The organism is Coprococcus sp. HPP0074, assembly GCF_964238105.1.
GTDB classification, from domain to species: Bacteria; Bacillota; Clostridia; order Lachnospirales; family Lachnospiraceae; genus Faecalimonas; species Faecalimonas umbilicata.
Genome location: NZ_CAXSKS010000001.1, coordinates 62327 through 82177 on the forward strand (window position 1 = coordinate 62327; position 19851 = coordinate 82177).

A 19851-nucleotide genomic window follows, 5' to 3' on the forward strand; every position below is an offset into this window, starting at 1 on the left:
TAGTCTTCTTTAGACTCATAACACTGTTTATTCTATCAGAAAGTGTTGGATTTTGCAAGCATAAAATTCAAAAAGGAAAAACTTTAGTAGGAATTCTTGTAAAGTGAAGCAAAACAGAGTATAATACATATGTTAAATGCATGCGAAGCGAAAAAATCCAAAAGAATTGGAGGGAATAGATATGAAAGGTTGTATGAGTACAGAACTTGGAATCATTACTATTGATTCGGAGGTAATTGCAAAATATGCAGGTTCGGTTGCTGTGGAGTGCTTCGGGATTGTCGGAATGGCAGCAGTCAGCATGAAGGACGGACTTGTAAAATTACTAAAGAAAGAAAGCCTGACACACGGGATTCAGGTATCCATCTCAGATGAGAACAAGATTACTTTAAACTTTCATGTGATCGTTGTATATGGGGTTAGTATTTCGGCGGTATCTGATAATCTGATCAGTAACGTCAAATATAAAGTAGAAGAATTTTCTGGTATGCCGGTGGAGAAGATCAATATCTTCGTAGAAGGCGTAAGAGTTATTGATTAGTTAAGGAGGAACTCATTGTGGCAATGAAGACAATGAATGCAGGGATGATCAGAAAGATGTTTCTGGCAGGAGCTGCGAACATAGAAGCAAAGAAAGAATTTATCAACGAACTGAATGTATTTCCGGTTCCAGATGGAGATACGGGTACCAATATGTCTCTGACTATCATGTCAGCAGCCAAAGAAGTATCTGCGTTGGAGAAAGTGGAGATGGAGACACTTGCAAAGGCAATTTCATCTGGTTCCCTCAGAGGTGCAAGAGGAAATTCCGGTGTTATTCTCTCTCAGCTGTTCCGTGGTTTCACAAAGGGGATAAAGGAGTATGATGAAGTAGATGTAGTTGTACTTGCCAATGCATGTGAAAAAGCGAAGGAGACCGCTTACAAGGCTGTCATGAAACCAAAGGAAGGTACGATTCTTACTGTTGCAAGAGGGATTGCAGAGAAAGCGATGGAACTGGTCGGAGAGACAGATGACTTGGAAGAGTTTATCCCGCAAGTGATCGCACATGCCGAATATGTACTTTCTCAGACACCGGATATGCTCCCGGTCTTAAAAGAAGCGGGTGTTGTGGATTCCGGCGGACAAGGACTTTTAGAAGTTTTAAAGGGTGCTTATGATGCATTTCTTGGCAAAGAGGTAGATTATAGCGCGATTTCCGCAGGAAGTGATGCTACTGTGACAAGAGTCAGCCAGGATACAGCTGCACATATTAAGTTTGGTTATTGCACAGAATTTATCATCATGACAGAAAAGCATTTTACAGAGGCAGATGAGATGGAATTTAAAGCTTATCTGGAATCGATCGGAGATTCTATTGTATGTGTTGCAGATGATGAGATTGTGAAAATCCATGTGCACACAAATGATCCGGGTCTTGCAATTCAGAAAGCACTCACTTATGGACAGTTGTCTCGTATGAAGATTGACAATATGCGTGAGGAACATCAAGAGAAGCTGATTCGTGATGCAGAGAAACTCGCAGCACAGCAGGCTGCTGAGAAGAAAGAAATTCCTATGAAAGATATGGGATTTATCGCAGTTTCTATCGGAGAAGGAATGAACGAGATTTTCCGTGAACTTGGAGCAGACTACATTATTGAAGGCGGTCAGACAATGAACCCAAGTACAGAGGACATGCTCACAGCTATCGATGCGGTTCATGCAAAACATATCTTTATTCTTCCGAATAATAAGAATATCATTCTTGCCGCTAATCAGGCAAAAGAGCTGACAGAAGATAAAGATATTATTGTAATTCCGACAAAGACCGTGCCTCAGGGCATTACAGCAATTATCAATTTTTCCCCGGAAAATGATGCTGACTGGAATGAAGAAACTATGTTGGAAGAAATAAAAAATGTAAAATCAGGCCAGGTAACTTATGCGGTCAGAGATACAAAGATTGATGACAAGGAAATTCATCAAGGAGATATCATGGGAATCGGTGACAGTGGAATTCTTGCTGTCGGAACTTCCGTGGAGGAGACAACAAAGGAGATGCTCGCACATCTTGTGACAGAAGACTCAGAATTAATCAGCCTGTACTATGGGGAAGAGGTATCCGAGGAAGAGGCGGACAGATTCACAGAAGAACTGGAAGAGACTTATCCGGACGTGGATGTAGATACACATTTTGGAGGTCAGCCGATTTACTATTATGTAGTATCTGTTGAGTAGGAGAGAAGCAGAGCAATTCTGCTATTAGAAAATCATATATGGGAAAGCTGCCGTGGGATAAGATCGGGCTGCACAAGGGAAAATCAGAAATGGTGGGATAGTGCAACAATCGATTTGTCTTACGGCTTTTTTCTATCGAGGTATTTTAAGAAAGTGGTCGGTGAAAAATCTACTAAAAAAGGAGAAAAAAGAAATTCATGAATGAGCAGTCGGGAGTCGGAGAATTAAAAGGAATTGGAGAGAAAACAGAAAAGCTGTTTCAGAAACTAGGGGTTTTTACCGTGGGAGATCTGATTCGGTATTTTCCGCGAGGGTATGATGTCTATGATCCACCTGTTAGTATCGGGGAGATTCAGGAACAGAAAGTGCAGGCGGTCAGAGGCATGATTTATGGGACGCTTCAGGTGAGCAGTCGGGGGGCTCAGGTGACAAGCGGATATCTAAAAGACATGACGGGAACAATAAAAGTTGTCTGGTACCGGATGCCTTTTCTGAGAAATACACTGCAAAATGGTCAGATTGTGATTTTGCGCGGAAGGGTTGTGACAAAAAAGGGAGTTAGAGTTATGGAACATCCGGAGATTTTTTCTCCGGAGGATAGCTATGAAAAAAAATTAGATACGCTTCAGCCAATCTATCCCCTGACGGCAGGACTGACAAATAATGCGGTGATGAAAGCGGTGCGACAGGCTCTTGAGTATCTAGAACTGCAAAAAGAGATCCTTCCGGCAACCGTGCGTATGAAATACCATCTGGCAGAGTATAACTTTTCAGTGAGAGGAATACATTTTCCAAAAGAAAAGCAGGAATTTTATCAGGCGCGCGAAAGATTGGTCTTTGAGGAGTTCCTTGTATTTATTCTTTCGCTACGGCAAATGAAAGAAAAGAAAGAGCGAAGTCGAAATCAGTTTCCGATTCATCCATCAGAGGAGATAGAAGCGTTTTTGAAAAAGCTTCCTTATGAATTGACGAATGCCCAGAAAAAAGTATGGGAACAGCTTCAAAAAGATATGGCAGGCACACATACGATGGCGCGTCTGATTCAGGGGGACGTCGGATCAGGTAAGACGATCATAGCAGTCTTAAGTTTGATGAGTGTGGCGTTCTGTGGCTGGCAGGGAGCGATGATGGCTCCGACAGAGGTGCTTGCAAGACAGCATTTTGATTCTATCACAGAGATGTTTGAACAATATGAGATTCCGTTAAAAGTAGAATTGCTGACAGGTTCGATGACAGCAAAAGAAAAACGGCTTGCATACGGGCGTATCGAATCGGGGCAGGCACAGATCATTGTCGGAACACACGCGCTGATCCAGGAGAAAGTAACTTATGCGAATCTGGCACTTGTTGTGACTGACGAACAGCATCGATTTGGAGTAAAACAGAGAGAACAGTTTGCGGGAAAAGGGGAACTGCCTCATATTCTTGTTATGAGCGCGACACCGATTCCGCGTACATTGGCGATCATTTTGTACGGGGATCTGGATGTGTCGGTGATCGATGAACTTCCGGCGAACAGGCTCCCGATTAAAAACTGTGTCGTTGATACCAGTTATCGAAAGACGGCATACCAGTTTATCAGACGCCAGGTAGCGGAGGGAAGGCAGTGTTATGTAATCTGTCCGATGGTGGAAGAGAGTGAACATATGGAGGCGGAAAATGTTATCGATTATGCGGAAAAGCTACAGGGAGAATTGGGGGAGGACATTATTGTAGATTTTCTGCACGGGAAAATGAAACAGTCGCAAAAGGATGAGATTATGGAGCGGTTCGGAAAGAATGAATCGCAGGTGCTTGTGTCAACAACTGTGATCGAGGTCGGGATCAATGTTCCTAATGCTACGGTCATGATGATCGAAAACGCAGAACGGTTTGGACTTGCACAGCTTCACCAGCTGCGCGGACGTGTCGGCAGAGGGAACTATCAGTCCTACTGCATCTTTATGAGTGGTTCGAAAGGGAAAGAGACAAAAGAACGTCTGGAAATTTTGAATCGTTCTAACGATGGATTTTATATTGCGAATGAAGATTTAAAGCTCCGCGGTCCGGGAGATCTCTTCGGGATCAGGCAGAGCGGTCTGATGGATTTCCGGCTTGGAGACGTCTTTCAAGATGCGAAGATTCTCCAGAGAGCAAATGAGGCGGCAGACTGGATTTTGAAAAATGGAAAAGGGCTTGAAGAAGAGGCGTGCAGAAATCTAAAAGAACATATCCAGCATTCTGTGCAGAAAAGTGCGATTGAGAATACACTGTAAAAGGATAAAATACAAGCTTAGAAGAAACGTAAAATTGTCGTATTGCGAAAAAGAAAAAATTTCCAGTGTAAGAACAGAAAAACTCCATATACTATCCATGTAACAAAAAACAATTGTTACAAAAACAAAAAGATAGTTATTTAAAGGAGGAAAAAATCATGGCAAGTCGTTCATCAAACAGAACAGCAGTACCAGAGGCAAAAGAAGCATTAGACAAATTCAAATACGAGGTAGCAAACGAGCTTGGAGTACCTTTAACAGAAGGATATAACGGAGACCTCACATCCCGACAGAACGGATCTGTTGGTGGATATATGGTAAAGAAAATGATTGAACAGCAGGAGAAACAGATGGCTGGTAAATAAGCCGGAATGTTGATCAAAAGGTAGAAGAATGAGAAAAGCGTATGGGAAAATCCTATGCGCTTTTTCTCATTCTTTGATTGCATATTTTATAAAAAAATGGTAAAATAACGGAAAAGCAAGAGCATGTGAAGGGGGCTTTGAAATGAAGTTAGTATATGCGATCGTACATGATGAAGATAGTGAAAGAGCGACAAGAAAATTGAATGAGAAAAAGTTCAGTGTCACAAAGCTTTCCAGTACCGGTGGATTTTTAAAGAGAGGAAATACAACATTGATGATCGGTACAGAGGATGAGAAAGTTCCGGAAGTAATTGAGATTGTGAAAGAAGAATGCGCAAAGAGACAGCAGATCGAAGTGCAGGCTCCATATATGGGAAGCGGTGCTCCTGTGAGCAATTATTCGTTTGTGCCAATCACAGTAGAAGCCGGAGGAGCCACCATCTTTGTGATCAATGTAGAGGAGTTCCATAAAGTATAAAGAATGTGCCAAGGCACATTCTTTTTATATTTGACAATATTACAACAAATTTATATAATAGACGAGAACCGGTATACTTTTCTGAAAATGCAGTCAGATGCTTGCCGGTAAAAATGAGAAAGAGAGAAAGGAGAACTTATGAGAGTAATTGCAGGAAGCGCGAAAAGATTACAATTAAAGACATTGGATGGTCTGGATACAAGACCGACAACGGACCGTATTAAGGAAACGCTGTTTAATATGATTTCTCCTTACTTATATGATTGCAGATTTCTAGATCTGTTTGCCGGAAGCGGAGGAATCGGGATTGAGGCACTTAGCCGAGGAGCCGGGGAAGCTGTATTTGTGGAGCAGAATCCGAAAGCGATGGCGTGTATCAAAGAGAATCTGAAGAAAACAAAATTGGAAGAACGCGCGGTGACGATGGCGACAGATGTTATGACTGCGCTCAGACGCATGGAAGGAAGCGGAACATTTGACTATATTTTTATGGATCCGCCATATAATAAACTGTTGGAAAAGCAGGTGTTGGAGTATCTTGCAGAATCGAAGCTGATTGATGAGGACAGTGTGATCATCGTAGAGGCATCTAAGTCGACGGACTTTTCTTATGTAGAATCTTTTGGATTTTCAGTGTTGAAAAAGAAAGAATATAAGACCAATCTGCATTTGTTCCTCGCACTGGAAGGAAGCGAAAGAGTATGTTAAGAGCAATTTATCCGGGCAGTTTTGATCCGGTTACATTTGGACATCTGGATATGATCCGGCGCTCCGGTCAGATCGCAGATGAATTAATTGTCGGTGTGCTGAATAATAAAGCAAAAACGCCGTTGTTTTCTGTGGAAGAACGTGTTAGAATACTAGAAGAAGTGACAAAAGATCTGCCAAATGTCAAGGTGATGGCCTTTGACGGATTGTTGGTAGAGTTTGCAAAGCAGATCGGTGCAAAGGTAATTGTAAGAGGACTGCGCGCGATTACAGATTTTGAATATGAGTTGCAAATGTCACAGACCAATCACAAGTTAGAACCAGAGATAGAGACGATGTTTCTGACCACAAGTCTGGAGTATTCGTTTCTTAGCTCGACAACTGTAAAAGAAGTGGCAGCATTTGGAGGCGACATCACACAGTTTGTACCAGAACTGGTCGTAGATAAGATAGAAGAAAAGATGAAAACCAAAAGGAGAGTGTAACTATGAGCAGCCGTATTGAGCAGATTATTGAAGAGATTGAGGAGTATATTGACGGATGTCCGTTTAAGCCATTATCTACATCAAAGATTATCGTAAATAAGGATCACATTGATGAATTACTTCGGGAACTCCGCATGAAGACACCGGATGAGATCAAGCGTTATCAGAAGATTATTTCTAATAAGGATGCGATTCTTGCAGATGCGCAGGCAAAAGCAGACAGTATGCTGGAGGAAGCGCATGTACAGACAAACGAGCTGGTAAGTGAGCATGAGATTATGCAGCAGGCTTATGCGCAGGCAAATGAAGTTGTGATGGCAGCGACAGAGCAGGCGCAGCAGATTCTTGATAATGCTACAAATGATGCAAATGATATCCGGTTAGGTGCTGTACAATATACAGACGAACTTTTAGCAGGTGTTGAAAGTATTGTCGGACACACAATGGACAGTTATACATCTAAATTTGATGGACTTGTAAATTCACTGAAAGAATGCTATGACGTTGTACGTGCAAATCGTGCGGAACTTGTTCAGCCGGAAGAAGCAGAGTATGACGGAAATGCAACTCAGAACTAAGGCTAGACGAAGAGTTGGAAGAAAAGAGCTGACAGCATCCCACAGAGAATTGCGGTGATCAGTTTTTGAAGGAAATAAGGAAATATGGAAAGTCCGGTTCCTTCTAACATACAGTTTGTCTGTGCAATCGAGCAGACACCGCCGAATGCCGTGAGAGAAAGTGTCAGAACGAAGCGTACAGCGCAGGAAGTGTCAGCGGCGCATAACATTGAGATCCCGTTTGTGATTTCTAGAAACGGAAGTGCTATATGCAGAAGCGAAATTTTCTGCAGTGGGGCAGAGGACAATAGTGAGATCAGGATGGAGAAGAGCATGATATAACCTCCAATCTTTGTGATCGCTTCAAAACTATTCATAATGCAGGTATCCAACATTTGAAATTTGATACAAATGTGGGGTGCCTGTTTTTTTGTGCTGTCAGAAATGTTTTTTTCTGGCGAAGAAGTCTTTTGCTTTTTATGGTAAAAAGGATAGAAAAGAATACTTGATAAAATCGGAGTCAAAAACAAAAGGAATAAAGTCGGGACAAGAAGGGATTTGTCCTGAAAATTTTGCCAGACGATGTAGCTGATGATAAACATCGGACTAGTATTATTGCAAAAAGAAAGCAAGTATTGCCCTTCTGCCTTAGAAATTCGTTCTTGCCGGAGAAGATCTGCGGTAACTTTGGCACCCATTGGATAACCACAGAGAAATCCTGCGATAATGGCAAAAGAAGCGTTTTCAGAAGTACGGAAGAGTCTGCAAAAAAGAGGTCCGAAGATCCGGTCCAGGTAGACGATACTGTTTGTAGAAATCAAAAGTCCGGACAGAATCATAAATGGAAGCAGTGTTGGAAGAACTGTTTGAAACCAGAGAAGAAGTCCTTTGCTTGCTCCAAAAAATACTTCCTGCGGGCACAAGAGCATGATGAGGAAAAAAAGAATGATTCCAAAACTTGCAGCTTTACGTTTCATAGTATGACCTCCTGTGAATGTCCAAATAGATTTTCTGTAATTATTCATATGGGGGAAAATTACTTTTTATGTCCAATACTCCTCGAGATTAGAAAATAGGAAGTATGGTCCGGATGCGAAAAATATCATAAGCAATGAAAGGATGACGGATAAAGTCACAGGAAGATTCATAGAATGGTGGTGAAGAAAAACTGCAGGGCGGCAGATAGTATGAGACAGGGAGTATTTGGACGGGAAAGGATCAGACGGATTTTGTTTGTGTTTCTGGCAGCATTTTTCTGTCAGATTGGGCTGCATGAAGTCTATGAAGAGGGGAAATCTGAAAGACTGCATGCGAATACAGTTCAGACAGCAGCGTTTCGGAGACAGTATGTGACGGAGGAAATGGAGTCCTACATACAGAAAGCAGAAGACCCCGGCAGAGACCTTGGAATCTACTGGCTGGAGACAAAATTCGGATACGAAACATTCCCGTGGCAGATTTCCGGTGAAACATTTCAGGAGAGAGAAAAACGCTGGAAGAGAAATCCTTCCTATAAATCATACAGAACTACCTGCCGCGCAATCTGGAATGCAGTGGAGTATTTTCCGATACCGGAATCAGAAAAGCCTGGCAGAAAATTTGTGTCCTTTGCAGATTCATGGATGGAAGAGCGAAATTATGGAGGAAAAAGAGGACATGAGGGGACGGATCTGATGGCGGGGGAAAATGTAAGAGGGCTGTATCCAATCATCAGTATAACGGATGGAACTGTGGCAAAGATCGGATGGCTTGAAAAAGGCGGGAACCGGATTGGAATCTGGACTGAGGCGGGGGCGTATTTTTATTATGCACACCTGGATTCCTATGCAAATTTGAAGGTTGGCGATCAGGTGAAAGCCGGGCAGCTTCTTGGATTTATGGGAGATACTGGGTATGGAGAAGCAGGGACAAAAGGAATGTTTCCGGTTCATTTGCACCTCGGTATTTATATTTATCCGGATGGAACTGAGATGAGTATCAACCCGTATGCAATTTTGAAGTATGCAGAGCAGAAAAAACTGAGATATCGATATTAACATTAGACTACCAGTGCATCAAAAGTGTATTTTTCTGCGCGGGAACGGGATACTTTTCTCTGAGGTTTGGGGTGGTGTAATAAAATGGAATATGATACAATATATTGGGTGATTTTTTTGAGATAATACCATTTGGAGGAAAAAATGAATTTACCAATTAAATTTGAAGAAAAAATGAAGGATTTGCTTCAGGAAGAATATGAAGAATATATAAAATGTTATGATGAGCCGCGTTTGTACGGGCTTCGCGTAAATACGAGAAAGATCAGTGTGGAGGAGTTTCTGAAAATTTCTCCGTTTGAACTGAAGCCGATTCCATGGATTGAGAATGGGTTTTACTACGATGGAGACCATATACAGCCGTCAAAGCATCCGTATTATTTTGCAGGACTCTACTATCTTCAGGAGCCAAGTGCGATGACTCCGGCAAATCGTCTTCCAATCAATCCGGGAGATAAAGTATTCGATGTGTGTGCGGCCCCAGGAGGAAAGGCGACAGAGCTCGGAGCTAAGCTGGATGGGACAGGTGTACTTGTTGCAAATGATATCAGCAATTCCAGGGCGAAGGGATTGTTAAAGAATATTGAATTGTTTGGAATTGGAAATGTACTTGTGCTGAGTGAGGAACCTGGGAAAATAGAGGAATATTTTGAGGAGTATTTTGATAAGATTTTGATTGATGCGCCTTGCTCCGGGGAAGGAATGTTCCGAAAAGATAAAAAGATGGTCAAGGCATGGGAAGAACATGGACCGGAATTTTTTGCAAAGATTCAGAGAAGTATCGTGACACAGGCAGCGAGGATGTTAAAGCCGGGTGGAATGATGCTGTATTCCACTTGTACATTTGATTCGGAAGAAAACGAAGGGACGATCGAATATTTGTTAGAGCAGTATCCGGAATTTCAAATTTGTGAGATTGCACCGTACGAAGGATTTTGTCCGGGACTTCCGGAAGTTTCCAGAAGCAAACGGGAAGACTTGTCCAGGACTGTGCGGATGTTCCCGCATAAGCTTCATGGAGAAGGACACTATGTGGCACTGTTGCAGAAAGGGGAACAACCAAAGGAAGAAAACGAAGAGCAGACAAGACAAAGAAGGATAAAAGCAGACAGAATTGCGAAGACAGGTGTGAGAAAGATTCCGGAGGAACTCGAAGCGTTTTTTGAAAATGTCGGTTGGGACTTAGAGAAAAGCCGTTTGGAAATCCACGGGGAGTGCGTCTACTATATGCCGGAGGATCTGCCGGATGTCAGAGGGATTCGATTCCTACGCACGGGTCTGCTTCTCGGAGAACTGAAGAAGAACAGATTTGAGCCAAGCCAGGCGTTTGCGATGAATTTGAAAAAGGAAGAATACAGGTACTGCCTTTGTCTTTCAGCAGAAGATGAGCGCGTGGTCAAGTATTTAAAAGGAGAGACGTTGGATGTGGAAGATCTAGTCTCACAGAAAGAAAAAGGATGGTATCTGATCTGTGTCGATGAGTATCCTCTGGGATGGGGAAAACTCTCTGCCGGAACAGTGAAGAATAAATATCTTCCAGGATGGAGATGGCAGTCATAATGTTGAGATTAGATAAATATCTTGCTGATATGCAGGTCGGGACAAGAAGTGAAGTAAAACAGATGATCCGGAAGGGACTGGTCACTGTGGACGGTCTGATTGTAAAAAAACCGGAAGAGAAAGTAGATTGTGAGAAGCAAGTAGTTGTATGTAGCGGAGCGATTGTCTCTTATCACCAATATGAATATTATATGCTGAACAAACCGGCAGGAGTTGTATCGGCAACAGAGGATCCAAGAGATAAGACAGTGATAGACCTTATCGAAGATCGAAGGAGAAAGGATTTATTTCCAGCAGGAAGGCTGGATAAGGATACCGAAGGACTTTTACTCATTACAAACGATGGAGCACTGGCGCATGATCTTTTGTCACCGAAAAAGCATGTGGATAAGAAGTATTATGCCAAAATAGAGGGAACCGTGACAGAAGAAGATGTGGAGTTGTTTGGGAAAGGGGTCGATATTGGTGAAAAGAGAGTGACTCTTCCGGCAGTACTTACAATTTTATCTTCCGGTGAGGAGTCGGAGATTACCCTTACGATCCGTGAAGGGAAGTTTCATCAAGTCAAAAGAATGTTTGAGGCGGTCGGAAAGAAAGTGACTTATTTAAAACGTCTGTCGATGGGAAGTCTTGTGCTGGATGAAAAACTTCTTCCTGGCGAATATCGGAAATTGACAGAACAGGAACTTACACAATTAAAACAAATGAGGTAGAAAGAATGAATCAAGGATTTTTGCCAGTGTGCAGAAAGGATATGGAAGAACGAGGATGGGATGCAGTAGATTTTGCTTATGTGATCGGGGATGCCTATGTGGATCATCCATCGTTTGGCCCGGCAATCATCAGCCGGATTCTGGAGGCAAATGGATACCGGGTGGGAATCATTTCCCAGCCGGACTGGAAAGATAATACAAGCATTATGGAATATGGAGAACCGAAACTTGGATTTCTGATCAGCGGGGGAAATATGGACTCGATGGTCAACCATTATTCTGTATCTAAGAAAAGAAGAAAGACCGATGCCTTTACACCAGGAGGAGTCATGGGGAAACGTCCGGATTATGCGACAATCGTCTATGGAAATCTGATTCGGCAGGTCTATAAAAAAACACCGGTCATTATCGGGGGGATTGAGGCAAGTTTGAGGCGGCTTGCACACTATGATTACTGGTCGAATCATCTGAAGCGTTCCATCTTGTTAGATTCGGGAGCAGATCTGATCTCCTATGGGATGGGAGAACGATCGATCGTTGAGATCGCAGATGCGCTAAAGAGTGGAATAGCAGTCGGGGATATCACCTTTATCGATGGGACGGTGTACAAGGCGAAAGATCTGAGCAGTGTCTATGATGCTGTTACGCTTCCGTCTTATGAAGAGTTGAAAAAAGATAAATTAAACTATGCAAGAAGTTTTTATGTACAATACTGTAATACAGATCCATTTTCAGGGAAACGACTTGTGGAATCTTATTCGGATCATCTGTATGTCGTGCAGAATCCTCCGGCGAAGCCTTTGTCACAGCCAGAGATGGACAGAGTGTATAGCTTCCCGTATATGCGGACCTATCATCCGTCCTATGAAGCCGCAGGAGGAGTTCCGGCGATTGAAGAAGTAAAATACAGTCTGATCAGCAACCGGGGATGCTTTGGAGGATGTAATTTCTGTGCGTTGACTTTTCATCAGGGGCGTATCATCCAGACGAGAAGTCATGAGTCGCTTTTGGCGGAGGCAAATCAGTTTATATGGGATAAGGATTTTAAAGGATATATTCATGATGTCGGCGGACCGACAGCAAATTTCCGTGCACCGTCCTGCGAAAAGCAGCTTCAGTACGGGGTATGCAAAGAAAAGCAGTGTCTTTTCCCAAAACCGTGCCGAAATTTGAAAGTGGATCATAAGGATTACTTAAAATTGCTGAGAAAATTACGTGAACTTCCAAATGTGAAGAAAGTATTTATCCGTTCTGGTATTCGGTTTGATTATCTGATGGCAGACAAAGACGATACGTTTTTCAGAGAATTGTGCGAGCACCACGTCAGCGGTCAGCTGAAGGTGGCACCGGAACATATCTCGGATGCAGTGCTTCAAAAGATGGGGAAACCGGAGAACCGGGTATATGAGGCATTTACTGAAAAATATAAGAAGATCAATCAGAAGTTGGGGAAAAATCAGTTTTTAGTTCCGTATCTGATGTCTTCTCATCCGGGATCAACGATGAAAGAGGCGGTAGAGCTTGCAGAGTATTTGAGAGATCTTGGCTATATGCCGGAGCAGGTACAGGATTTCTACCCGACACCTTCGACGATTTCAACCTGCATGTACTATACGGGGGTGGATCCGAGAACAATGGAAAAAGTATATGTGCCGGTGAATCCGCATGAGAAAGCGATGCAGCGAGCACTGATCCAGTACCGGAATCCAAAAAATTACGATCTGGTGATGGAGGCGCTGAAAAAGGCGGGACGTATGGATCTGGTAGGATATGACAGACATTGTCTGATCCGTCCAAGACAGCCAAAACAAGGATCCGGGGAAGGCTTCAGAAAGCAGGCACAGGGAAAGTCTCAGGCGAAAGCACAGGGGAAAGGGAAGCAGAAGAAAAAAGCAATCCGAAACGTGCATAAAAAGAAACAGTAGCCTATAAGAAACAGTAAAAGATAAGGGGAGTGTAAAAAATGAAAATTGTAATTGTAACAGGAGCATCTTCCGGACTCGGAAGAGAATTTGTACGACAGATTGAATCGCTGTACAAAGAACTGGATGAGATCTGGATCATTGCCAGAAGAGAAGACAGACTTCTGGAAGTAGAGAGCAGGATGATGACAAAAGTAAGAATCTTTGCAGCAGACTTAAGGCATCGGAGTGCATTTGACAAAATAGCAGCAGCGCTTCAGGAATTTAATCCAGATGTCCGTATGCTCGTCAATGCAGCAGGATTTGGCAAAGTTGGAGAAGTGGAAGAAATCTCTTCGACTGATCAGGCAGATATGGTCCGTCTAAATTGTGAAGGGCTGACCTATATGACATGTATAGTTCTTCCATATATGAGTACAGGCAGCAGAATTGTCAATGTGGCATCTGCGGCAGCATTCTGCCCACAGCCAAAGTTTTCGGTATATGCAGCGACGAAGGCGTATGTGAAAAGTTTTTCGGATGCGCTCGGCGAGGAAGTGAAAAAAAGAGGAATTTTTGTGACGGCAGTGTGCCCCGGACCGGTTCGCACCGAATTTTTTGAGGTAGCTCGTACGGAAGAAGATGGTCAAAATGCAAAGGATAACTTTATGAAAGAGCCGGAAGTCGTTGTACGGCAGGCATTACTTGATGCGGCAAGAGGCAAAAAATTGTCTGTTTGCGGCATTTCAATGAAAAGTGCTAGGATTGCAACAAAAGTCCTGCCGCAGAAGGTTGTGCTTGGTGTGATGCAGCATTTCTGGAAGTAAATCAGAGACAGGTGAGAAAATGAAAAAAGGAAGACCAGGTTATCTGGATTCACAGAAGAAAAAAGAAATTTTAAAAACAGCGATGATGTTTGGTCTGGTCATCGCGATCATGGCGACGGGTTACCTGACGACACATACGAAGAAAAATCTATTGACTGTCGTTGCAGTCTTAGGATGTCTTCCGGCAGGAAAATCTCTTGTCGGCGTGATCACGAGGTGGCCGTACCATTCGATAGGACAGAAAGAAGCAGAAGAGATCGGACGGGTAGCAGGAACCCTTCCGGTTGTCTATGATCTGGTTGTGACAAGCTATGAGAAAATCATGCCGATCGACTGTATGACAGTTTCTGATCATGTGATGATTGGTTATACAAGAAGCAAAAAGACAGATCCGGCATATGCCCAGAAACATATTACCCAGATTTTATCGCAGAACGGCTATCAGAAAATGACAATCAAGATTTATGAAAATTACGAGACATTTTTGCAGAGACTGCGGGAACTGGAAGCACTGGGACATGAGCGAAATGAGGAAAGGGAACAGAAGCTCTTAGGCATTGTTCTGAATATTTCTCTGTAAAATCAGACTTGAAAAAGAGCGGGAGAAAAAAGATGCAGGAAATTAAAGTGACAAAAAATGAGGCTGGCCAGCGTCTGGATAAACTGCTGGCAAAGTATTTAAATGAAGCGCCAAAGAGTTTTTTCTATAAAATGATGCGAAAGAAAAATATTGTCCTCAACGGAAAGAAAGCAACTGGAAATGAGAAACTGGAAGAAGGGGATATAGTAAAATTGTTTTTGGCAGACGAGACGATTCGGAAATTTTCCAGCGTAAAAATTCAGAGAACAAAAACAAATTTATCCGTAATCTACGAAGATCAAGATGTTGTTCTGATCAATAAACCAGTAGGAATGTTGTCGCAGAAGGCAAAGGAAAGTGATGTTTCTCTTGTGGAACATCTGATTTCGTATCTGCTTGACGCAGGGGAACTCTCAGAAGAAACACTAAAAAGTTTCCGTCCGTCAATCTGCAACCGGCTCGACCGCAATACAAGTGGAATAGTCGTGGCAGGGAAAAGCCTTCCGGGGCTTCAGAAAATGGGAGAACTTTTCAAAGAGCGAACTCTCCACAAATATTATCGATGTCTTGTGCAGGGAGTGATCCGAGAAGACCAATATCTGAAAGGATGGCTGAAAAAGGATGAAAAGACTAACAAGGTGCAGATTTTAGACAGACCATCGGACCCATCTGACCAGCCGATTGAGACGGAATATCATCCGTTGTGGACAAAAGAGGGTGTGACATTGCTGGAAGTACGGCTGATTACCGGAAAGACGCATCAGATTCGCGCACACCTTGCCTCAGAAGGCCATCCGCTGATCGGAGATTATAAATATGGGGACCGAAAATTAAACGACTTTTATCAAAAAAAATATGGATTGAAATCGCAGCTGCTTCATGCGTACCGGTTAGAGTTTCCGGTGATGGAGGGAGTTTGCAGTCAGCTGTCTGAGAAGGTGTTTATTGCAGACGTCCCACCGCTGTTTGCAAAAATCTGCAAAGAATCAAGGAGTGAGCGCTGATGGGGACATGGAATTCCAGAGGGCTTCGGGGATCTACGCTGGAGGATATGATCAACAGGACTAATGAGAGATATCTGGAGAAGGGACTTGCGTTGATTCAGAAGATACCGACACCGATCACCCCGGTGCGGATTGACAAGGAACACAGGCATATTACGCTTGCGTATTTTGAGCAGCGGAGTACAGTGGATTATATCGGAGCAGTTCAGGGGATCCCGGTTTGTTTTGATGCAAAGGAGTGTAATGCAGATACTTTCCCATTGCAGAATATCCATGAACATCAACTGGAATTTATGAAAAATTTTGAAAAGCAGGATGGGGTCGCATTTTTATTGATCTATTTCAGTAGACGGAATGAATTGTATTATATGCGCTGTGCCGAGATGGAACGCTTTTGGGAGCGGGGGCAAACCGGCGGCAGAAAGAGCATTCGAAGGGAAGAGCTTTCGAAGCACTTTTTTCTAAAGATGGCAGGGGGATATGTACCGTATCTTGATGCGCTTCAGAAAGATCTAGAGGAAAGAGAGTAAAAAGAAGTACAAAAGATAAGGGAAGATAAAAAATGATGCCAAAAGATAAGTAAAAATTGTAAGGAGAAGGGGAGAATGGCTATGAGACAGAAGATTTTGCATACACCAGAGGGAGTCAAAGATATTTATGGAAAAGAGTGCAGAAAAAAGTTGTTGCTTCAAGAAGAACTGCATGAAATGCTTCATTTGTATGGATATGAAGACATTCAGACACCTGCCTTTGAATTTCTGGAAGTATTTGGAAGAGACACCGGAATCGTATCTTCCAGAGAACTCTATAAATTTTTTGACCGGGAGGGAAACACACTTGCGTTGCGACCGGATATTACACCATCGGTAGCAAGAGTTGCAGTGACACAGTTTGAAAAGGATTCTGTACCGCTTAGGATGTGTTACATAGGAAATACATTTTTAAATCATGGAAGTCAGCAGGGAGAATTGTGTGAAAGCACGCAGCTTGGTGCAGAACTGATTGGAGATGGAACTGCAGGTGCAGATGCAGAGTTGATCGCGCTTGCGGCAGATAGTCTGAAGCGCGCTGGGATGAAAGAATTTCAGATCAGTGTCGGGCATGTGGAATTTCTGCAAAGCCTTTTGGATGCGGCACAATTCCCTGCCGAAGTCAAAGAAAAGGTGCGGACGATGATTGCAAGGAGAAATTTCCTTGGTATGAGAGAACTTCTTGAGAAACTTCCGGTAAAGCGTCCGATCAGAGAAGTTTTTTATCGCCTTCCAGAATTGGTTGGAAGTGTGGAAATTTTAAATGAGGCGAGAGAGCTGGCACCGGACAGGCGGGCAATTCTTGCTTTGGAGCGTTTAAAAGAAGTTTATGAAATTTTGAAACTGTACCACATGCAGGAGATGATCACATTTGATCTTGGCATGTGTGGAAAATATGCTTATTATAGTGGAATGATTTTTAAGAGCGATACTTTTGGAGGCGGGGAACCTGTCGCGAAAGGTGGACGGTATGACAGGTTGATGGAAAGATTCGGAAGAGAACTTCCGGCAGCAGGGTTTGCAATCGGTACAGATGAGCTGATGAAAGCACTGATCCGACAGAAAATCCAAATTCCGGAGGAACCGGAGCAGATAATCCTGCTCTTTGACCAGGAGCAGAGGAAGTACGCAATCTCTCTTGCGAAGGAGTTCCGCGGAAAAGGGAAACGAGTAGAGCTGCTTGAACGGGAAGAAAAGAAAAATCTGTCGGTATATCATATCTATGGGCGCAGAAAGCAGGCGGGCAGCTTAATCTATCTGAGGAGAGATGAGCAGATCATCATGGTGAATTTACACACGGGAGAGAAAAAAGTCGTAGACTGTGCGTAAGGCGATCTGAAATTGATAAAGGAGCGAATTGTAAAAATGAGTTATAAAAAATTAATTCCTTGCATTTTCATCGATGAAGGGAAGGCAGTAAAATGGTTTGACAACAGAGAAGTCCTTTCAGAAAATGTAGTTTCTCTGGCAAAATATTACAGTGATCATGGTGCGGATGAACTTTTTGTGTTCGATCTGTCTTCTTCTGACGAAGAACATGAGCAAGCAATAGCAATTATGAAGAAGATCAGCCGGGCAATACGCATTCCGATGGTAGCGGGAGGAAATATCAAGCGGCAGGAAGATATCAAGAAAATCTTGTATGCGGGTGCGAAACGGGCAGTATTGAATTTCTCGAAAGCGATTTCCTTTGAGTTGATCGAGGAGGCGGCAAAGAGGTTTGGAAAGGAGAAAATCTCAGTTTCTCTCAATGATTTTGATGCGCTGTTTAAGCAACAGCATTTGATCGAAGAGTGCAGCAGTGAAATTTTATTTATGCACAGACTAGATTTGGATTCGGTCATGAACGTGACAGATATTCCGTGTGTGGTGCTTACAGATACGAATGAGAAGTCAGAACTGTTTAAGATTTTAAAATGTCCGGGGGTGAAAGGACTTTCCGGCGCTTATGTAAGCCGGACGACAATGGATTTTGTTGCATTTAAAGAGCAGTGCGCCAAGGAAAATATCAAAATGACTTCGTTCGAGAGCATGATGGAGTTTTCAGAGTTTCACCTCAATGAGGAGGGGCTTCTTCCTGTGATCGCACAAAGCTATAAGACTGGAGAAGTGTTGATGTTTTCCTATATGGATAAAGAGGCATTTTACAATACAATCAAAACCGGAAAGATGACTTATTATGACAGAGAAGCGAAAAGAAGCAAAGTACAGGGGAAGGAAAGCGGCCATTATCAGTATGTGAAGGCACTTACGATCAACTGTGATAAGGAGGCTTTGCTTGCAAAAGTAGAACAGATCGGACCGGCATGTAAGACCGGGAATGCAACGTGCTTCTTCCAACCGCTTGTTGGTACGGATTATGACGGCACGAATCCGCTTCAAGTGTTTGAAACGGTTTATGAGAAGATTCTTGAGTGCAAAAAAAATCCGAGAGATGGATCTTATACGAACTATTTGTTTGACAAAGGAATTGATAAGATTCTCAAGAAAGTTGGGGAAGAAGCAACTGAATTGATCATTGCAGCAAAGAACCCAAACCCGGGTGAAATCAAAGGAGAGATTTCTGATTTCCTTTATCATGCGATGGTACTTATGGTTGAGCGAGGCGTGAAGTGGGAAGATATTATTAAAGAACTTGCGGAGAGATAACAGATGGACTGGTCTGTCAGAAATTAAGCGGGCATACACTTTATAAAAGAAGTGTATGCCCGCTGTTTTAGGAGCAACTATAAACATGTCGGGACGGAGAGGAGAGACTCGCATGAATGAGACAGAAAAAAGAAGAGAAGAACTACTTGCACAAGCAAGAAATCTATATGGAAGTGGACGAACATCCAATCCGGCAATCCATCCGCGTTGTCAGGGAGCGTATCATCAACTTTATGAGAAAGAGGAGGCACTGCCCCGCTCTACCTTTGTGCTGCGTGTTTGTGTCAGTCTGATTTTATTTTTGATTTTTGCGGGGATCGATTATGAGAAAACTTCTGTTGGAACATACGATAGTGCAAAAATCATAGAGGCAATTACATATCAGCAACCGGTGGGAGAATTCTTAAAGTAAGTTAAGTCTGTTCTTGCGGGAAAAATGTTTCCGTGACTATTTTTCCCATTTCTTCCGGAGACTCGTTCATACCGGTATCCATCCATGTAAGAATCACTCCGCACAGTCCGAAGGAGATGAAAATCTGGCGATAATATTCGGCACAGTCTTGTGTAAAAACGTCACCAAAGCGTATGATCAGTGCGTTGAGAAGCAAAAGTGATAGTTTCGCCTGAATCAGAGTCTGAACGATATCCCGGATGGAGTAGAAAAACTGGAAAAAGCGGATTGCAAGTTCACAGGCAGAAGTATTACGGATTGTTTTTTCGTGTTCAATCCAGTCTGTCATTAGTTTGTCCAGCTTAAATTCAATGACTTCTTCTTTGGAAGTGAAATTCCGATAGTAAGTGACACGACTGACATTGGCGAGTTCAGTGATCTCACGGATCGTAATTGCCTCAAGGGGCTTTGTGCGCAGAAGTCTTAAAAGCGAATCGGCAATGCATTCCTTTAGAAAATCGCTTGTGCGTTGGGTTCTTTTCATAGATACAAAATCTCCTGTTTTGTTTCATTTGTAAGTTTCTGCATTGAT

21 protein-coding genes are annotated in these 19851 nt (G+C 42.9%); 19 read left to right on the forward strand and 2 right to left on the reverse strand.

All coding sequences use genetic code 11. The features are described 5' to 3' along the window. Positions 1–181: 181 nt before the first annotated feature. The 8 genes from ACESPO_RS00345 to ACESPO_RS00380 all read left to right on the forward strand — a co-directional run bounded on the left by ACESPO_RS00345 (position 182) and on the right by ACESPO_RS00380 (position 7089). A complete protein-coding gene (locus ACESPO_RS00345) occupies positions 182–541 on the forward strand; it encodes an Asp23/Gls24 family envelope stress response protein (protein WP_009262041.1) in 360 nt (119 codons plus the stop codon). Positions 542–558: 17 nt separating this feature from the next. Beyond that, positions 559–2220, forward strand: coding sequence for a DAK2 domain-containing protein (locus ACESPO_RS00350; protein ID WP_336305293.1), 1662 nt, complete (start codon positions 559–561; stop codon positions 2218–2220). A 197-nt stretch (positions 2221–2417) separates the two neighbouring features. Further along, a complete protein-coding gene (gene recG, locus ACESPO_RS00355) occupies positions 2418–4475 on the forward strand; it encodes an ATP-dependent DNA helicase RecG (protein WP_119987262.1) in 2058 nt (685 codons plus the stop codon). A 158-nt stretch (positions 4476–4633) separates the two neighbouring features. After that, complete coding sequence (locus tag ACESPO_RS00360; RefSeq protein WP_009262038.1) at positions 4634–4840, forward strand: alpha/beta-type small acid-soluble spore protein; 207 nt, start codon at positions 4634–4636, stop codon at positions 4838–4840. A gap of 142 nt (positions 4841–4982) precedes the next feature. Further along, on the forward strand, positions 4983–5318 hold the full coding sequence (locus ACESPO_RS00365; protein ID WP_008975312.1) for a cyclic-di-AMP receptor: 336 nt from the start codon (positions 4983–4985) through the stop codon (positions 5316–5318). A 138-nt stretch (positions 5319–5456) separates the two neighbouring features. Beyond that, positions 5457–6026, forward strand: a complete 570-nt coding sequence (rsmD, locus tag ACESPO_RS00370; protein ID WP_016438552.1) for a 16S rRNA (guanine(966)-N(2))-methyltransferase RsmD — start codon at positions 5457–5459, stop codon at positions 6024–6026. After that, positions 6020–6511 carry a pantetheine-phosphate adenylyltransferase gene (coaD, locus tag ACESPO_RS00375; protein ID WP_008975314.1) on the forward strand — a complete coding sequence of 164 codons (492 nt, stop codon included), beginning with the start codon at positions 6020–6022 and terminating at the stop codon, positions 6509–6511. The genes rsmD and coaD overlap by 7 nt, the downstream gene beginning before the upstream one ends. Positions 6512–6513: 2 nt before the next feature. Continuing rightward, on the forward strand, positions 6514–7089 hold the full coding sequence (locus ACESPO_RS00380; protein ID WP_008975315.1) for an ATP synthase subunit B family protein: 576 nt from the start codon (positions 6514–6516) through the stop codon (positions 7087–7089). Positions 7090–7091: 2 nt separating this feature from the next. Here ACESPO_RS00380 and ACESPO_RS00385 read toward each other — a convergent pair whose 3' ends face one another. Further along, positions 7092–8045 carry a nucleoside recognition domain-containing protein gene (locus tag ACESPO_RS00385; RefSeq protein WP_119987259.1) on the reverse strand — a complete coding sequence of 318 codons (954 nt, stop codon included), beginning with the start codon at positions 8043–8045 and terminating at the stop codon, positions 7092–7094. A 174-nt stretch (positions 8046–8219) separates the two neighbouring features. Here ACESPO_RS00385 and ACESPO_RS00390 point away from each other — a divergent pair, with 174 nt between their 5' ends. The 11 genes from ACESPO_RS00390 (at position 8220) to ACESPO_RS00440 (ending at position 19280) form a co-directional block, all read left to right on the forward strand. Further along, a complete protein-coding gene (locus ACESPO_RS00390) occupies positions 8220–9104 on the forward strand; it encodes a M23 family metallopeptidase (RefSeq protein WP_336305294.1) in 885 nt (294 codons plus the stop codon). Positions 9105–9248: 144 nt separating this feature from the next. Next, a complete protein-coding gene (locus ACESPO_RS00395; protein WP_009262034.1) occupies positions 9249–10664 on the forward strand; it encodes an RsmF rRNA methyltransferase first C-terminal domain-containing protein in 1416 nt (471 codons plus the stop codon). Then, complete coding sequence (locus ACESPO_RS00400) at positions 10652–11377, forward strand: pseudouridine synthase (RefSeq protein WP_016438555.1); 726 nt, start codon at positions 10652–10654, stop codon at positions 11375–11377. The genes ACESPO_RS00395 and ACESPO_RS00400 overlap by 13 nt, the downstream gene beginning before the upstream one ends. Before the next feature lie 5 nt (positions 11378–11382). After that, positions 11383–13302 (forward strand): YgiQ family radical SAM protein, encoded by a 1920-nt coding sequence (locus tag ACESPO_RS00405; RefSeq protein WP_120105383.1) that lies wholly within the window; start codon positions 11383–11385, stop codon positions 13300–13302. 38 nt (positions 13303–13340) lie between these two features. Continuing rightward, complete coding sequence (locus tag ACESPO_RS00410; protein WP_008975321.1) at positions 13341–14105, forward strand: SDR family NAD(P)-dependent oxidoreductase; 765 nt, start codon at positions 13341–13343, stop codon at positions 14103–14105. Between the two features lie 19 nt (positions 14106–14124). Next, entirely contained in the window at positions 14125–14685 is a 561-nt protein-coding gene (locus ACESPO_RS00415) for a hypothetical protein (RefSeq protein ID WP_016440619.1), read from the forward strand. 32 nt (positions 14686–14717) lie between these two features. Continuing rightward, positions 14718–15689, forward strand: coding sequence for an RluA family pseudouridine synthase (locus tag ACESPO_RS00420; RefSeq protein ID WP_009262030.1), 972 nt, complete (start codon positions 14718–14720; stop codon positions 15687–15689). After that, positions 15689–16219, forward strand: coding sequence for a Holliday junction resolvase RecU (locus tag ACESPO_RS00425; protein ID WP_119987250.1), 531 nt, complete (start codon positions 15689–15691; stop codon positions 16217–16219). Before ACESPO_RS00420 ends, ACESPO_RS00425 begins: the two co-directional genes overlap by 1 nt. Before the next feature lie 75 nt (positions 16220–16294). Then, complete coding sequence (gene hisZ / locus ACESPO_RS00430; RefSeq protein WP_499788314.1) at positions 16295–17548, forward strand: ATP phosphoribosyltransferase regulatory subunit; 1254 nt, start codon at positions 16295–16297, stop codon at positions 17546–17548. 36 nt (positions 17549–17584) lie between these two features. Then, positions 17585–18868 carry a bifunctional phosphoribosyl-AMP cyclohydrolase/phosphoribosyl-ATP diphosphatase HisIE gene (gene hisIE / locus ACESPO_RS00435; protein ID WP_119987244.1) on the forward strand — a complete coding sequence of 428 codons (1284 nt, stop codon included), beginning with the start codon at positions 17585–17587 and terminating at the stop codon, positions 18866–18868. Positions 18869–18980: 112 nt separating this feature from the next. Beyond that, positions 18981–19280 (forward strand): hypothetical protein, encoded by a 300-nt coding sequence (locus ACESPO_RS00440; RefSeq protein ID WP_009262026.1) that lies wholly within the window; start codon positions 18981–18983, stop codon positions 19278–19280. Between the two features lies 1 nt (position 19281). On the opposite strand, the gene ACESPO_RS00445 is transcribed toward ACESPO_RS00440, so the two are convergent. Next, positions 19282–19803: a TetR/AcrR family transcriptional regulator gene (locus ACESPO_RS00445; protein WP_009262025.1), complete on the reverse strand. Its 522-nt coding sequence runs from the start codon at positions 19801–19803 to the stop codon at positions 19282–19284. Positions 19804–19851: the final 48 nt, after the last annotated feature.

Bases quoted from the DNA above. Each gene is read 5' to 3' on its own strand.
- ACESPO_RS00345 (WP_009262041.1), top strand. From the start codon at position 182: ATGAAAGGTTGTATGAGTACAGAACTTGGAATCATTACTATTGATTCG.
- hisZ (WP_499788314.1), top strand. From the start codon at position 16,295: ATGGCTATGAGACAGAAGATTTTGCATACACCAGAGGGAGTCAAAGAT.
- ACESPO_RS00365 (WP_008975312.1), top strand. From the start codon at position 4,983: ATGAAGTTAGTATATGCGATCGTACATGATGAAGATAGTGAAAGAGCG.
- ACESPO_RS00410 (WP_008975321.1), top strand. From the start codon at position 13,341: ATGAAAATTGTAATTGTAACAGGAGCATCTTCCGGACTCGGAAGAGAA.
- ACESPO_RS00425 (WP_119987250.1), top strand. From the start codon at position 15,689: ATGGGGACATGGAATTCCAGAGGGCTTCGGGGATCTACGCTGGAGGAT.
- hisIE (WP_119987244.1), top strand. From the start codon at position 17,585: ATGAGTTATAAAAAATTAATTCCTTGCATTTTCATCGATGAAGGGAAG.
- ACESPO_RS00360 (WP_009262038.1), top strand. From the start codon at position 4,634: ATGGCAAGTCGTTCATCAAACAGAACAGCAGTACCAGAGGCAAAAGAA.
- coaD (WP_008975314.1), top strand. From the start codon at position 6,020: ATGTTAAGAGCAATTTATCCGGGCAGTTTTGATCCGGTTACATTTGGA.
- rsmD (WP_016438552.1), top strand. From the start codon at position 5,457: ATGAGAGTAATTGCAGGAAGCGCGAAAAGATTACAATTAAAGACATTG.
- ACESPO_RS00405 (WP_120105383.1), top strand. From the start codon at position 11,383: ATGAATCAAGGATTTTTGCCAGTGTGCAGAAAGGATATGGAAGAACGA.
- ACESPO_RS00440 (WP_009262026.1), top strand. From the start codon at position 18,981: ATGAATGAGACAGAAAAAAGAAGAGAAGAACTACTTGCACAAGCAAGA.
- ACESPO_RS00445 (WP_009262025.1), bottom strand. From the start codon at position 19,803: ATGAAAAGAACCCAACGCACAAGCGATTTTCTAAAGGAATGCATTGCC.
- ACESPO_RS00390 (WP_336305294.1), top strand. From the start codon at position 8,220: ATGGTGGTGAAGAAAAACTGCAGGGCGGCAGATAGTATGAGACAGGGA.
- ACESPO_RS00415 (WP_016440619.1), top strand. From the start codon at position 14,125: ATGAAAAAAGGAAGACCAGGTTATCTGGATTCACAGAAGAAAAAAGAA.
- ACESPO_RS00385 (WP_119987259.1), bottom strand. From the start codon at position 8,045: ATGAAACGTAAAGCTGCAAGTTTTGGAATCATTCTTTTTTTCCTCATC.
- recG (WP_119987262.1), top strand. From the start codon at position 2,418: ATGAATGAGCAGTCGGGAGTCGGAGAATTAAAAGGAATTGGAGAGAAA.
- ACESPO_RS00420 (WP_009262030.1), top strand. From the start codon at position 14,718: ATGCAGGAAATTAAAGTGACAAAAAATGAGGCTGGCCAGCGTCTGGAT.
- ACESPO_RS00400 (WP_016438555.1), top strand. From the start codon at position 10,652: ATGGCAGTCATAATGTTGAGATTAGATAAATATCTTGCTGATATGCAG.
- ACESPO_RS00380 (WP_008975315.1), top strand. From the start codon at position 6,514: ATGAGCAGCCGTATTGAGCAGATTATTGAAGAGATTGAGGAGTATATT.
- ACESPO_RS00395 (WP_009262034.1), top strand. From the start codon at position 9,249: ATGAATTTACCAATTAAATTTGAAGAAAAAATGAAGGATTTGCTTCAG.